The 13,409-nt window shown below is 70.6% G+C and carries 12 protein-coding genes and 1 pseudogene; all 13 read left to right on the top strand.

Annotated elements, in window-relative coordinates; genetic code table 11:
• The first annotated feature begins 1 nt into the window (after nucleotide 1).
• The 13 genes and pseudogenes from ACWDOP_RS00980 (at nucleotide 2) to ACWDOP_RS01040 (ending at nucleotide 13,408) form a co-directional block, all read left to right on the top strand.
• Entirely contained in the window at nucleotides 2-1,672 is a 1,671-nt protein-coding gene (locus ACWDOP_RS00980) for a bifunctional 3-(3-hydroxy-phenyl)propionate/3-hydroxycinnamic acid hydroxylase (protein ID WP_456343301.1), read from the top strand.
• Nucleotides 1,629-2,606: a 3-carboxyethylcatechol 2,3-dioxygenase gene (locus ACWDOP_RS00985; protein WP_456343302.1), complete on the top strand. Its 978-nt coding sequence runs from the start codon at nucleotides 1,629-1,631 to the stop codon at nucleotides 2,604-2,606. Before ACWDOP_RS00980 ends, ACWDOP_RS00985 begins: the two co-directional genes overlap by 44 nt.
• On the top strand, nucleotides 2,603-4,405 hold the full coding sequence (locus tag ACWDOP_RS00990) for an FAD-binding protein (RefSeq protein WP_456343303.1): 1,803 nt from the start codon (nucleotides 2,603-2,605) through the stop codon (nucleotides 4,403-4,405). The genes ACWDOP_RS00985 and ACWDOP_RS00990 overlap by 4 nt, the downstream gene beginning before the upstream one ends.
• Nucleotides 4,402-5,706, top strand: coding sequence for an LLM class flavin-dependent oxidoreductase (locus ACWDOP_RS00995; protein ID WP_456343304.1), 1,305 nt, complete (start codon nucleotides 4,402-4,404; stop codon nucleotides 5,704-5,706). Before ACWDOP_RS00990 ends, ACWDOP_RS00995 begins: the two co-directional genes overlap by 4 nt.
• A 12-nt stretch (nucleotides 5,707-5,718) precedes the next feature.
• The gene (locus tag ACWDOP_RS01000; protein WP_456343305.1) at nucleotides 5,719-6,567 is read left to right on the top strand and encodes a coniferyl-alcohol dehydrogenase; all 849 of its coding nucleotides are present in this window, start codon (nucleotides 5,719-5,721) and stop codon (nucleotides 6,565-6,567) included.
• Nucleotides 6,567-7,556 (top strand): cyclase family protein, encoded by a 990-nt coding sequence (locus ACWDOP_RS01005; RefSeq protein WP_454207993.1) that lies wholly within the window; start codon nucleotides 6,567-6,569, stop codon nucleotides 7,554-7,556. The genes ACWDOP_RS01000 and ACWDOP_RS01005 overlap by 1 nt, the downstream gene beginning before the upstream one ends.
• Nucleotides 7,557-7,590: 34 nt before the next feature.
• On the top strand, nucleotides 7,591-8,208 hold the full coding sequence (locus ACWDOP_RS01010; RefSeq protein ID WP_456343306.1) for an NADPH-dependent FMN reductase: 618 nt from the start codon (nucleotides 7,591-7,593) through the stop codon (nucleotides 8,206-8,208).
• A gap of 34 nt (nucleotides 8,209-8,242) precedes the next feature.
• Nucleotides 8,243-9,085, top strand: a complete 843-nt coding sequence (locus tag ACWDOP_RS01015) for an alpha/beta fold hydrolase (RefSeq protein ID WP_456343307.1) — start codon at nucleotides 8,243-8,245, stop codon at nucleotides 9,083-9,085.
• Nucleotides 9,082-9,939, top strand: coding sequence for an SDR family NAD(P)-dependent oxidoreductase (locus tag ACWDOP_RS01020; RefSeq protein WP_456343308.1), 858 nt, complete (start codon nucleotides 9,082-9,084; stop codon nucleotides 9,937-9,939). Before ACWDOP_RS01015 ends, ACWDOP_RS01020 begins: the two co-directional genes overlap by 4 nt.
• On the top strand, nucleotides 9,936-11,138 hold the full coding sequence (locus ACWDOP_RS01025; protein WP_456343309.1) for an NAD(P)/FAD-dependent oxidoreductase: 1,203 nt from the start codon (nucleotides 9,936-9,938) through the stop codon (nucleotides 11,136-11,138). The genes ACWDOP_RS01020 and ACWDOP_RS01025 overlap by 4 nt, the downstream gene beginning before the upstream one ends.
• A 13-nt stretch (nucleotides 11,139-11,151) precedes the next feature.
• Nucleotides 11,152-11,346 (top strand): ferredoxin, encoded by a 195-nt coding sequence (locus tag ACWDOP_RS01030; RefSeq protein ID WP_454207998.1) that lies wholly within the window; start codon nucleotides 11,152-11,154, stop codon nucleotides 11,344-11,346.
• 51 nt (nucleotides 11,347-11,397) lie between these two features.
• The gene (locus ACWDOP_RS01035) at nucleotides 11,398-12,630 is read left to right on the top strand and encodes a cytochrome P450 (RefSeq protein WP_456343310.1); all 1,233 of its coding nucleotides are present in this window, start codon (nucleotides 11,398-11,400) and stop codon (nucleotides 12,628-12,630) included.
• Nucleotides 12,624-13,408: pseudogene (locus ACWDOP_RS01040) on the top strand (2-keto-4-pentenoate hydratase). The gene ACWDOP_RS01035 and the pseudogene ACWDOP_RS01040 overlap by 7 nt, the downstream one beginning before the upstream one ends.
• Nucleotide 13,409 lies beyond the last annotated feature (1 nt).

Raw genomic sequence — 13,409 nt, forward strand, 5'->3', positions numbered from 1 at the left:
GATGACCGGATCGGCGAATCCCCTTGTCACCGAGGTCGACGTACTCATCGTCGGCGCCGGGCCGGTGGGCCTGACCCTGGCCAACGCCCTCGGCGGCTACGGTGTGCGCACCCTCGTCGCCGAGGAACGCGACACCCTGATCGACTACCCGCGCGGGGTCGGCCTGGACGACGAATCCCTGCGCACCTTCCAGTCGATCGGTCTCATCGACCGGGTGCTCCCGCACACCACCCCCGACCAGATCATGCGATTCGTCGACCACGACCGCCGCCTGCTGGCCGAAATCGCCCCCGCCGACACCTCTTTCGGCTGGCCCAAGCGCAACGGCTTCGTACAGCCCCTGGTCGACGCCGAACTGCTGGCCGGCCTCGAGCGCTACCCGATCGTCGAGGTGGCCTGGTCCGCGGCCATGGCCACCTGCGTGGACACCGGCTCGCGCGTCACCGTCGAACTCGACACCCCCGCCGGGCCGCGCCTGATCAGCGCCGCCTACGTGGTGGGCTGCGACGGCGGGCGCAGCGCCACCCGCAAACAGATGGGCGTGTCCTTCGAAGGCACCACCTCACCGACCCGCTGGCTCGTGGTCGACATCGCCACCGATCCGCTCGGGCACCCCAACATCGAGGTCGCCGCCGATCCCGCGCGCCCGAACGTGTCGGTGTCCATCGCGCACGGCATCCGGCGCTTCGAATTCATGATCCACGATCACGAAAGTGACGCCCGCGCCGAGGATCCCGCGTTCGTGGCCGAACTGCTCGCCGACTTCGTGCCCTACCCCGAACGCCTGGACATCATCCGCCGGCGCCTCTACACCCACCACTCGCGCATCGCGGGGGAGTTCCGGCGCGGGCGCATGCTCCTGGCCGGAGACGCCGCGCACCTGATGCCGGTGTGGCAGGGCCAGGGCTACAACAGCGGAATCCGCGACGCGGCGAACCTGGGCTGGAAGCTCGCCGCGGTCGTCACCGGACGCGCCCGCGACAGCCTGCTCGACAGTTACGATCTCGAACGCCGCAAGCACGCGCGCGCCATGATCGACCTGTCCACCCTGGTCGGCCGGGTCATTTCACCCACCGACCGCCGGGTGGCGGCGGTGCGCGACGCCCTGGTGCGGGCCGCGGCCGCGATACCACCGGTCAAGAGCTACGTGCTGGGCATGCGGTTCAAACCGATGCCCCGCTACGACCGCGGCGCGGTGGCGCACACCCATTCGCGCTCACCGCGTTCGGCGGTCGGCACCCTGTTCATCCAGCCGCGCGTGGACACCCGCGAGCACACCGACGTCCTGCTCGACGACGTGCTCGGTACCTGGTTCACGATCCTGTGCTGGAACAACCGCCCGCGAGAAGTCCTGGGCGAGCACGCGTTCGAGCAGTGGAAAGCCCTGGGCGCGCGCTTCGTCGCCGCGCGCCCGCGCACCCAGCTGCACTGGGCCGACCACGACGACCCCGACGTCACGGTCGTCGGCGACCGCACCGGTGCCCTCAAGCGCTGGTTCGACGGCCACCGCGACTCGGTGCTGTTCCTGCGCCCGGACCGCTGCGTCGCCGGGGCCACGATCGCGCAACTGGCACCGGAGTTGAGCGCGGAGCTGCTGCGCGCCCTCGCCCTGACCCCAGGAGGACACGATGTCGCTGGCTCTGTGCTGCGTCTCGCACAGCCCACTGCTTGAACTCCCCGGTCCCGACCGCGAACTGCTGGACGAGATCGGCTCGGTCGTGGCCGAGGCCGCGGACTTCGTGCGCGCGTTCGACCCCGAACTCGTGGTGACCTTCGCACCCGATCACTACAACGGCTTCTTCTACCGCACGATGCCGCAGTTCTGCATCGGCAGCGCCGCCAACGCGGTCGGGGACTACGGCACCTATGGCGGCCCGCTCGCCGTGGCCGGGGACACCGCCCTGGACATGGCCGAAGCGGTTCTCGCCGCCGGCGTGGACGTCGCGGTGTCGGTGGCCATGGACGTCGACCACGGCACCGTGCAACCGCTGCAGCAGCTGTTCCCCGACGTGGCGTCGGTGCCGATCGTCCCGGTCTTCCTGAACTCGGTCGCTGCGCCCCTGGCCCCGGTGCACCGCGCGCGAGCACTGGGCGCCGCGGTCGGAAACTACCTGTCCGGTCTGGGCACACGCGTCCTGCTGATCGGCTCGGGCGGGCTGTCTCACGATCCGCCCGTGCCGACCCTGGCCACGGCGACCGGTCCGGTGCGCGAGCGCCTGGTCGCGGGCGGGCCGATGCCGCCCGAACGCCGCGCCGAACGCGAACGCCAGGTCATCGCCGCCGCACACGAATTCGCCACCGGCGACAGCGCGCTGCGCCCGCTCAACCCCGACTGGGATCACCGGTTCCTGGCCCTGCTCGACGGGAACCGCCTGCCCGAGATCGACACCTGGACCAACCCGTGGATCACCGGCGAGGCCGGTAACTCCGCCCACGAGATCCGCACCTGGATAGCGGCTTTCGCGGCGCTGGCGACCCAGGGCGCCTACACCACCCACACCCGCTACTACCGGCCCGCCCCCGAGCTGATCGCCGGATACGCGTTGCGAACAGCGTTGCCGCACAGCGTCACCGGGACGCGACCGGCCGAGGGGAGCCGAGCATGACATCCGAGCAGTCTCCGGTGCACGGGCCGGATCCGGCTGACGGCGCAATAGCCGCGCCCACAGCGGATGACGATGCCGCGACGCGCTCGGACGCCGAATTCGATCACACGGTCGATGTGCTGGTCGTCGGCTCGGGCGGCGGCGGGCTCACCGCCGCGCTCGCGGCCGAAGCGGCGGGACTAAGCACGCTGGTGGTCGAGAAATCCGCGCACTACGGCGGCTCGACCGCGCTGTCCGGCGGCGGCATCTGGGTTCCCGGCGCGCCCGCCCAGCGCCGCGACGGCTACGACATCGACCCCGAGCAGGTCGTGGAATACCTGGCCTCGATCACCGAGGGCCTCGTCGCCCCCGAACGCCTGCGCGCCTACGTCGACAAAGCGCCGGAGATGATGGAGTTCCTCGAAAAGCACAGCCGCTGGCTCGAATTCGTGTGGAAGCCCGGCTACGCCGACTACTACCCCGAACGCCCGGGCGGATCCGTACAGGGCAGCACCATCAATGTGCCGCCGCTGGATCTGCGAGTGCTCGGCGACGACGAGGCGACGCTGCTGGCCCCACTGGCACTGGCACCCAAGGGCATCTGGCTCGGCCCCAAGGACCTGCTCCAGTTCTACCGGGTCCGCCAATCCTGGCGCGGCAAAGCGGTACTGCTCAAACTCATCTGGCGCATGTTCCGCGCCCGGGTGTTCGGCGACCGGATCGCCGCCATCGGCCAATCCCTGGTCGCCCGGCTGCGACTGGCTCTGCGGGAGAACGACATCCCGCTGTGGCTGGGCGCCCCGATGACCGAGCTGATCACCGGCCCCGGCGGCATGGTCCTGGGCGCGATCCTCGAACGTGACGGGCGGCCGGTGCGCGTGCGCGCCACCGCCGGGGTGGTGCTGGCCACCGGCGGCTTCGAACAGGACATGGCCTGGCGCAAGGAGCACGAGCCGGTCATCGACCGGAACTGGAGTTTCGGCAATCCCGCCGCCACCGGCGACGGCATCCGCGCCGGCCTGGCGATCGGCGCGGACACCGACCTGATGGACGAATCCTGGTGGTTCCCGGCCATCCAATGGCCGGACGGGCGTATGCAATTCATGCTCAACGAGCGCATGATGCCCGCGCAGTTCATCGTGAACGGCGCGGGGGAGCGATACATCAACGAGGCCGCGCCCTACATGGACTTCGGGCACGCCATGCTCGCGGGTGAACGCGCCGGGGTGACCCACCTGCCCAGCTGGCTCATCACCGACGCGCGCTCGTGGCGGCGCTACGTGATCGCCGGGCACCTGCCCCTGCCCAAGATCCCGTTCGCGCCCGTCCCCACCGGGTCGAAGATCCCCCCGGCATGGCTGGACTCGGGCGTGGTCAAAACCGCCGACTCCTGGGAACAGCTCGCCGAACAGATCGGCGTGCCCCCGGATCGCCTGCGCGCCACCGCCGAACGCTTCGACACCCTCGCCCGCTCCGGGCACGACGACGACTTCCGGCGCGGGGACAGCGTCTACGACAACTACTACGGCGACCACACCCTGCCCAACCCCAACCTGGCGCCGCTGGGCGAACCGCCGTACCACGCCTTCCGCATGGTGCTCGGGGACCTGGGCACCTCCGGCGGGCTGCGCACCGACGAACACGCTCGCGTCCTGCGCGCGGACGGCACCGTGATCGATCGCCTCTACGCCACCGGCAACACCACGGCCGCGGTCATGGGCCGCAGCTACGCCGGCGCGGGCGCCACCATCGGCCCGGCAATGACTTTCGGATACATAGCGGCCCAGCACATTTCGGCAACCCACGGAGGAAACCAATGAAGATATCCCTGTTCTACGAATTCGCACTGCCCAAGCCGTGGGTGCCCGAGGACGAACGACTGCTGTTCCAGGAGGGCCTGGACGAGGTCGAGGCCGCCGACAAGGCCGGCTTCTCCACCGTCTGGCTCACCGAACACCACTTCCTCGAGGAGTACTGTCACTCCACCGCGCCCGAGATCTTCCTGGCCGCGGCGAGCCAGCGCACCAAGGACATTCGGCTCGGCTTCGGCATCATGCACATGCCCCCGGCCATCAACCACCCCGCGCGCGTGGCCGAACGCGTCGCCACCCTGGACCTGATCTCGGGCGGGCGCGTGGAATTCGGCACCGGCGAATCCTCCTCGGTCGGCGAACTCGGCGGTTTCATGATCGACCCCGCCGACAAGCGCGGTCAGTGGGAAGAGTCCCTCGACGTGGCGATCCGCTGCATGATCGAGGAGCCCTTCACCGGGTTCAAGGGCGAACACGTCGAAATGCCCGCCCGCAACGTCATTCCCAAGCCGTACCAGCGTCCGCACCCGCCGGTGTGGGTCGCCTGCACCCGCCCCTCCTCGGTGCAGATGGCCGCCCAGAAGGGCATCGGCGCGCTGAGCTTCGCCTACACCGGACCCGAGGCACTCGGTACCCGCGTGCGCGGCTACTACAGGGAATTCGAAGAGAACGCCGCCCCGACCATCCCGGTGCTCAACCCGAACATCCTGGCCATCGGCGGCGACCTGTCGATGATGGTGGCCCCCACCGACAAACAGGCCATCGACCGCCTCGGGGTCGGTGGCGGATTCTTCTCCTTCGGCATCATGCACTACTACATGACCGGCCAGCACACCCCCGGCCGCACCGGGGTGTGGGAGAAGTACCTCGACGCGGTCGAGGGCGACGAGACCCTCGCCTACGGACCCGGCCGCGGCGCCATCGGCTCCCCGGAGACCGTGCGCGAATTCCTGCGCGGCTACGAGGAATCCGGCGTCGACGAGATCATCCTGCTGCTCAACCCGCGCAGCCACGAAGCCACCATGGAATCGATCGAGCTGATGGGCAAGCAGGTGCTGCCCGAGTTCATCGAACGCGACGAGAAGGCCGTGGCGGCCAAGGCCAAACGGCTGGAGCCGATCATCGAGAAGGTCGAGAAGCGACGCCGGCCCCTGGCCTCGCCCGCGTTCGACGAGAACTACGCCTTCGGCGGACTGCCCACCGGCCGCGGCGGCGACTACATCGCCAACGAGGTGCCCGAGGCCATGGCCGAAATGGACCAGGGCCGTGAGGAAGCCGCCCAGCGGCTCGACGAGCAGCCGCAGAACTAGGCGGTGACGGCGATGGAATCGATCGAACAGAGCTGGCGCTACGACGGGCGCCGGACCGTGGTGACCGGCTGCGCGTCGGGCATCGGCGCGGCCGTGGCCCGCCAGGTCCGCGCGCTCGGCGGCACCGTCCTCGGCCTGGACGTGACCGAGAACGCCACCGGCGTCGACGAATTCCATCGCCTGGACCTGGCCGACCCGGACTCGATCGACCGCGCCGCAGCGGCGGTCGGCGACCGGGCGGACGCCCTGTTCAACATCGCGGGCGTGTCCTCGGGCATCGGCGACCCGCTGCGCGTGGTGACCATCAACCTGCTCGGCACCCGCCGCTTCACCGACGCCGTGACCGCGCACATGCGCGCGGGCGCGAGCGTGGTCAGCGTGTCCTCCCTCGCCGCGGCCGCCTACCTCGAGCATCGCGAGCAATCGCACGCGCTGCTGGACACCGTCGACATGGCCGCCGGAATCGACTGGTGCCGTGCGCATCCCGAGGCCCTGGCCGACGGCGGCTACCGGCTGGCCAAGGAAGCGCTCATCCACTACACCCTGCGCCGCACCGTGCCCCTGGGCGCGCGCGGCATCCGAATCAACTGCACCGCACCGGGAGTCACCGACACCCCGATCCTGGACCAGCTGCGCACCGCCTACGGGTCCGGGTTCCTCGACGGCATCGACAAACCGCTGGGCCGGGTCTCCACCCCCGACGAGCAGGCCGCGGCCCTGGTGTTCCTCAACAGCGCCGCCGCCGGCTACATCACCGGCCAGGTGCTGTGGGTGGACGGCGGCAACCTCGCCGCCCGCCTGGCGGGCGAACCCGCCGTCCCGGCCGCCGCGGCGGCGACCAGCGTTGAAAGAGAGCCATAGTGGCCAACCTGACCGAATTCCACCGCGTCGCCGAACAGGTGCGCAACTGGGGCCGCTGGGGCGCCGCCGACGAACTCGGCACCCTGAACTTCATCACCCCCGACAAGGTCGCCGCCGCCGCCGGACTCGTCCGCCACGGGCGCGTGTTCTCCCTGGGCATCGACTTCGGCTCGGCCGGACCGCAGGGCGCCTTCCAGTTCCGTAGCAACCCCGTGCACGTGATGACCGTCGACGGCGGCGACGCCCGCACCCTGGCCGAATACGGCCCGAAGTGGTTGCGTAACAGCGTCGCCCAGGAACTGAGCGCGTTCTTCGCCGACAATCCGTTCCGGTTCAACGACGACCTGATCATCATGCCGCTGCAGGCCGCGACCCAGTGGGACGCGCTCTCGCACGTCTACTACGACGAACAGCTCTACAACGGCTTCCCCGCGAGCTCGGTCACCAGCCTGGGCGCGGTGCACTGCGGCATCGACAAGGTCGACGGCAAGGGCATCACCACCCGCGGGGTCCTGCTGGATCTGGTGCGCCATCGCAAGGCCGACACCTACCTGGCCGCCGGGCAGCCCATCACCCCCGAAGAACTCGACGAAGTCGTTGCCGCCCAAGGGGTCACGATCGGATCCGGAGACATCCTGCTCATCCACACCGGCTGGATGGCCCGCTTCCAGGAGACCGGCGACGGCGCCGAAGCCTACTCGGGCCTGGACTGGCGCTGCGCGCAATGGCTGCACGAACGCGACATCGCCGCCGTGGCCGCGGACAACCTCATGGTCGAGGACACCGTGTCCGGGGTCGAGGGCACCTTCCTGCCGATGCACATGCTGTGCCTGCGCGACATGGGCCTGATGCTCGGCGAGTACTGGGACCTGACCGCCCTGGCCGCGGACTGCGCCGCCGACGGCGTCTACGAATTCCAGCTGATCGCACCGCCTTTGCGGGTCGTGGGCGCGGTCGGCTCACCCATCAATCCCATCGCCATCAAATAGCGACGCCGCACTACGGGAAACACGAGGTTTGGGCATGAGCGTGAGCACTGCATCGGCGGCCACCGCCACCGGCACCGACGGGGACCCGCGTCCGTTCGTCGTAGGCATCGGCGGCACCCTGCGCGCGGGATCCTCGACCGAACGAGCACTGCGACAGTGCCTGTCGGCGGTCGAACGCCAGGGCGGGCGCACCGCGCTGTTCAGCGGCGAGGACATCAACCTGCCCATGTACAACCCGCACGATCTCGACCGCACCCCCGCGGCCGCGGCCATGGTGGCGGCGCTGCGCGCGGCGGACGCCGTCGTCATCGGCTCGCCCGGCTACCACGGCGGGGTGTCGGGCCTGGTGAAGAACGCCCTGGACTACATCGAGGATCTGCGCGGCGACGCCACGGTCTACCTGGACAACAAGCCGTGGGGCGTGATCACCTGCGCCTACGGCTGGCAGGCCGCGGTGGCGACCCTGGGCCAGCTGCGGGTGATCGGCCACGCCCTGCGCGCCTGGCCGACTCCGCTCGGCGTCGCCATCAACTCCGCGGACCCGATCTGGAACGCCGAGGGCGAACTGATCGACGAAGCGGTCAGCGGCCAGCTCGACATGCTCGCCACCCAGATCCTGACCTTCGCCGCGGCGGGACGGGCGTCCTCGTGACAGCGGGCGAGGCGGTCGACTCGGTGAGGCCCGCGTGAGCGCCGTGCGCCGCACGCTCGTCGTGGACGGTGCGGTTACCAGCTATCTCGAGGCCGGAACCGGCGAGCCCGTCGTGCTGCTGCACGGCGGGGAGTTCGGCGGGTGCGCCGAGATCGCCTGGGAGCACACCATCGGCGCGCTCGCCGCGCACCACCGGGTGCTGGCCCCCGACATGCTCGGCTACGGGCACTCGGCCAAGCTCGTCGACTTCACCGACGGGCGGGGCCTGCGCATCCGGCACATCGCGCGCTGGCTGGGCCTGCTCGGGATCGACTCGGCGCACTTCGTGGGCAATTCGATGGGCGCGATCAACCTGCTCGTCGACGCCACCTCCGTCGCGCCCCGGCTCGCGATGCGCAGCCTCGTCGCCATCTGCGGCGGCGGGGAGATCCAGCAGAACGAGCACATGCGAGCCCTGCAGGACTACGACGCCACCGTGCCGGGCATGCGCGCCATCGTCACCGCGCTGTTCCACGCCGGCTCCTTCCCCGCGGACGAGACCCTCGTGGCCCGGCGGTACGAGTCCAGCGTGGCCCCCGGTGCGTGGGAAGCGCTGGCGGCGGCCCGTTTCCGGCGACCCGGCCTGGACGCGCCGCCACCACCGTCGAGCGAGCGCGCCTACGACCGCATCACCGTCCCCGCACTGCTCATCGAGGGCGAGCGCGACAAACTGCTGCCCGCCGGCTGGGCGGCGGACCTGGCGGACCGAATCCCCAAGGGCCGCGCGGCGGTCGTGCCCGAGGCCGGGCACTGCCCGCAACTGGAGCGGCCCGAGCTCGTCAACGCGTTGCTGCTGGAGTTCCTCGGCGCGCAGACCGGAAAGGAGAAGCTGCCATGACCGACGAACTGGCGGGCAAGGTCGCCGTCGTCACCGGCGGCGCGAGCGGCATCGGACGGGCCACGGTCGCCCGCTTCGTCGCCGCGGGCGCCCGCGTGGTGGTCGCGGATCTCGACGCCGAGGCCGGCGCCCGATCGATCGCCGCGCACGGCGACAACGCGGTCTACGTGACCGCGAACGTGGCCGATCCCGAACAGGTTCGGGCGCTGGTGGCGCACGCGGTGACCACGTTCGGCGGCCTGCACGTCATGTGCAACAACGCCGGTATCTCCGGGACCATGCACAAGACCTTCCTGCACGACGACCTCGCGGACTTCACGAAAGTGCTCGGGGTCAACCTGCTCGGGGTCATGGCGGGCACCCGGTACGCGGGCGAGCACATGGCCGCGCACGGCGGCGGCTCGATCATCAACCTGTCCTCGGTCGGCGGGGTGATGGCCGGCGGGGGAGTGCAGACCTACCGCGCCTCCAAGGCCGCGGTCATCCACTTCACCAAATCCGCGGCGATCGAGCTGGCGCAGTACGACATTCGCGTCAACTGCCTCGCGCCCGGCAACATCCCCACCGGACTGCTCGCCGCCTCGGCCACCGCGATGCGCTCGGAGGTGAGCGAGAAGTTCACCGCCGCCGCCCGCGCCGCCATGCGCGCGGACCGGCCCCTGCAACGCGAAGGTACGCCCGAGGACGTGGCCGAGCTGGCGCTGTACTTCGCCGGTGACGTATCCCGGTATGTCACCGGGACGGTGGTACCGATCGACGGCGGCACGGTCGCCGGAAAACCCTTGCGCTCGTTGAAGACACCGGCTGCTGCCGGCAACGGCTCGACGCCCCGACCGGCCGCGGAGCGGTCATGAGCCCCGCACGCGGCCCGCGCCGCACCGGCGTCCTGGTGGTCGGAGCCTCGGCCGCCGGCCTCGCCACCGTGGAAGCCCTGCGCCGCGAGGGCTACACCGACCCGATCACCCTGCTGGGCGGCGAATACCACCTGCCCTACGACCGCCCGCCGCTGTCCAAACAGGTGCTCTCGGGCACGTGGCGACCCGAACAGACCCTGCTGCGCCCACCCCGCCAGCTCACCGCCTACGACTGCGACTTCGTCCTCGGAAAGCCCGCGCTCGCACTGGATCTCGCGAGCCGCACGGTCAGCACCGCGACCGGAGACTTCACCGCCGACCATGTGGTCCTGGCCACCGGAGCCACACCCCGGCTGTTCCCCGGCACCGAGGGCATCACCGGCGTGCACGTGCTGCGCACCCTGGACGACGCCCTGGCCCTGCGCGATGCCCTGCGGACCGCCCGCCGGGTCGTCGTGGTCGGCGAAGGGGTGCTCGGCGCCGAAATCGCCGCCACCGCACGCCGATCCGGTCTGGACGTCACCCTCACCGGACCCCAGAGCGCACCCATGGCAGCCCAGCTCGGCCCCCTGGCCGCCGAGCGGCTGGCCGCCCTGCACACCGGTGAAGGCGTGCGGTTGCGCCTGGGCGTGGGAGTGCGCGGCTGCACCACCCACGATGGCGCGGTAACCGTTGTCGTACTGGAGGATTCGCACGAGCTGCCCGCCGATCTCGTCGTCGTCGCCATCGGAGCGATACCGATGACCGACTGGCTCACCGACAGCGGACTGACCCTGGACAACGGCATCGTCTGCGACGCCCAGGGCCGCACCGCCCCCGGCGTGTACGCCGCGGGCGACGTCGCCCGCTGGCACCACCCCGCCCTCGGGACCGCGATCCGCCTGGAGAACCGCACCAGCGCCACCCTGCAGGCCGGGGTCGTCGCGGCGACCATCACCGGCTCGACCCGGGCGCACCAGCCGATCCCGTACTTCTGGACCGATCAGTTCGACGCCAAGATCCAGGTGCACGGCCTCATCACCGCCGACGCGAACGCCCAAGTCGTGGAGGGGGATCCGGCCGACGGCCGATTCGTGCTCGCCTTCGATCGCGCGGGCGTACCCGCCGCGATCCTGGGCTGGAACATGCCCAAACAGGTCGCCGCGTACCGGCGTGCGCTCGTCGAGGTCTACTCCCCGGCCCCCGTGCCGGCGCCCTAGAAAGCGAAACCCCATGAAAGTCACAGTCGATCAGGTCAAATGCGTCGCGGCCGGGCACTGCGTCATGCACGCCGAACAGGTCTTCGACCAGCGCGACGAGGACGGCATCGTGGTGCTGCTCGACGCCGATCCACCCGCCGAACTCGCCGACGACGTGCGGCAGGCGGCCGCGGTGTGCCCGGCCACCGCCATCCACGTCGAGGACTGAACCCATCGCCGGGGGCCGATGCCCGGTCCCCGGCCGTACCCAGGAGGAACCGTGTCCGACACCGTCACCGACGCGACCACGGCCGAGATCGCCGAGTACCCGATGCACCGTTCCGCGGGGTGTCCCTTCGCCCCGCCCGCGGAAGCGTTGCGGCTCAACCGGATCGCGCCGCTGAACAAGGTGCGGATCTGGGACGGCAGCACCCCGTGGCTGGTCACCGGGTATCAGGAATACAAGACCCTGATGTCGGATCCGCGGGTGAGCGTCGACCATCACCGGCCCGGGTTCCCGCACTGGAACGAGGGCATGGCAGCCATCGCGGCCAGCCGCCCGAACTCGGTCTTCACCACCGACGGCGAACAGCACAGCCGCTATCGGCGCATGCTCACCAAACCGTTCACGGTCAAACGCGTGAACCTGCTGCGCGAGGTCATCCAGCGCGTCACCGACGAGCACATCGACCGGATGCTCGCCGGACCCAAGCCCGTCGACCTGGTCGCCGCGCTCGCGCTGCCGGTGCCGACGGTGATGATCAGCGAAATGCTCGGCGTGCCCTACGGGGACCACGAGTACTTCCAGGAGCAGGCCGTGGCGAGCGTGGACCGCTACGCCACGGCCGAACGCGCCGCCGAGAGCCGGGCCAGGCTCTCGCGCTACCTGGTCGACCTCATCAAGACCAAGCTCGAGACGCCCGCCGAGGACGTGGTCTCCGACATCGCCGAACGGCTGCGCTCGGGTGAGATCGACATCAGCGAGGCCGCCCAGCTCGGTACCGGGCTGCTCATCGCCGGGCACGAGACCAGCGCCAACATGATCTCCCTCGGCGTCCTGGCGCTGCTGCAGAACCCGGACCAGTTCGCGCTGCTGCGCGACTCCGACGATCCCAAGCTCGTGGCGAGCGCCGTCGAAGAGCTCATGCGGTACCTGGGCATCATCCAGAACGGTCAGCGCCGAATCGCGCTGGAGGACATCGAGATCGGCGGGCAAACTGTGCGCGCCGGCGACGGGCTGATCTTCGATCTGGCCCCGGCCAACTGGGACGAGCGGGCGTGGGAGCAGCCCGAACGCCTCGACCTGACCCGCCCGGCCGCACAGCACGTCGGCTTCGGGTTCGGCCCGCACCAGTGCGTCGGCCAGCAGCTCGCCCGCGCGGAACTGCAGATCGTGTTCCGCACCCTGGTGCGGCGAATCCCCAACCTGCGCTTGGCGATTCCGTTCGAGGAGGTCACCTTCAAGGACGACCGGCTGGCGTACGGGGTCTACGAACTGCCGGTCACCTGGTGAGTGCCGGGCTGCGCGACGCGCTGGCCGCCCGCCTGGCCGCCGCCGAACGCTCGGGTGTCCCGATCGGCCCGCTCACCACCGAGCACCCCGACCTGGACGTGGTGGACGCGTACGAGATCCAGCTGATCAACATCCGGCGGCGCGTGCGGCTTGGTGCGCGCGTGGCCGGGCACAAGGTCGGCCTGTCCTCGCACGCGATGCAGGCCATGATGGGCGTGGACGAACCCGACTACGGGCATCTGCTCGACGACATGGAGCTCTCCCAGGATCGGCCGGTGCGCACCGCCGCCTACCTGTGCCCGCGGGTGGAGGTCGAGGTGGCGTTCGTGCTGGGCGCGGATCTGCCCGGCGCTGGCTGCACCGAAGCCGACGTGCTCGCCGGGACCGCGGCGTTCGCGCCCGCCCTCGAACTCATCGACTCCCGCATCGAGAACTGGTCGATCCGGTTGTGCGACACCATCGCCGACAACGCCTCCTCCGCCGGCTACGTCCTGGGTCGCGAGCGGGTGGCGCCCGGCGATATCGACATCACCGCCATCGACGCCGTACTCGCCCGCGACGGTGTCGAGGTCGCGCGCGGGCGCAGCGACGCGGTGCTGGGCATCCGGCGACCGCGGTCGCGTGGCTCGCGCGAACGGTGGACCGGTGCGGGGTCCGCCTGCGCGCGGGGGACGTGGTGCTGCCCGGCTCCTGCACGCGCGCGATCGACGCGCTGCCCGGCACCGAATTCACCGCCGATTTCCCGGGTCTGGGCTCGGTCGCCCTGCGCTTCGAATAGT

This window comes from Nocardia sp. NPDC003693 (genome assembly GCF_053981095.1).

Excerpts from the sequence above, each read along its gene's own strand:
- ACWDOP_RS01000 (WP_456343305.1), top strand. The coding sequence starts at position 5,719 with ATGGAATCGATCGAACAGAGCTGGCGCTACGACGGGCGCCGGACCGTG.
- ACWDOP_RS01010 (WP_456343306.1), top strand. The coding sequence starts at position 7,591 with ATGAGCGTGAGCACTGCATCGGCGGCCACCGCCACCGGCACCGACGGG.
- ACWDOP_RS01030 (WP_454207998.1), top strand. The coding sequence starts at position 11,152 with ATGAAAGTCACAGTCGATCAGGTCAAATGCGTCGCGGCCGGGCACTGC.
- ACWDOP_RS00990 (WP_456343303.1), top strand. The coding sequence starts at position 2,603 with ATGACATCCGAGCAGTCTCCGGTGCACGGGCCGGATCCGGCTGACGGC.
- ACWDOP_RS01025 (WP_456343309.1), top strand. The coding sequence starts at position 9,936 with ATGAGCCCCGCACGCGGCCCGCGCCGCACCGGCGTCCTGGTGGTCGGA.
- ACWDOP_RS00995 (WP_456343304.1), top strand. The coding sequence starts at position 4,402 with ATGAAGATATCCCTGTTCTACGAATTCGCACTGCCCAAGCCGTGGGTG.
- ACWDOP_RS00980 (WP_456343301.1), top strand. The coding sequence starts at position 2 with ATGACCGGATCGGCGAATCCCCTTGTCACCGAGGTCGACGTACTCATC.
- ACWDOP_RS01020 (WP_456343308.1), top strand. The coding sequence starts at position 9,082 with ATGACCGACGAACTGGCGGGCAAGGTCGCCGTCGTCACCGGCGGCGCG.
- ACWDOP_RS00985 (WP_456343302.1), top strand. The coding sequence starts at position 1,629 with ATGTCGCTGGCTCTGTGCTGCGTCTCGCACAGCCCACTGCTTGAACTC.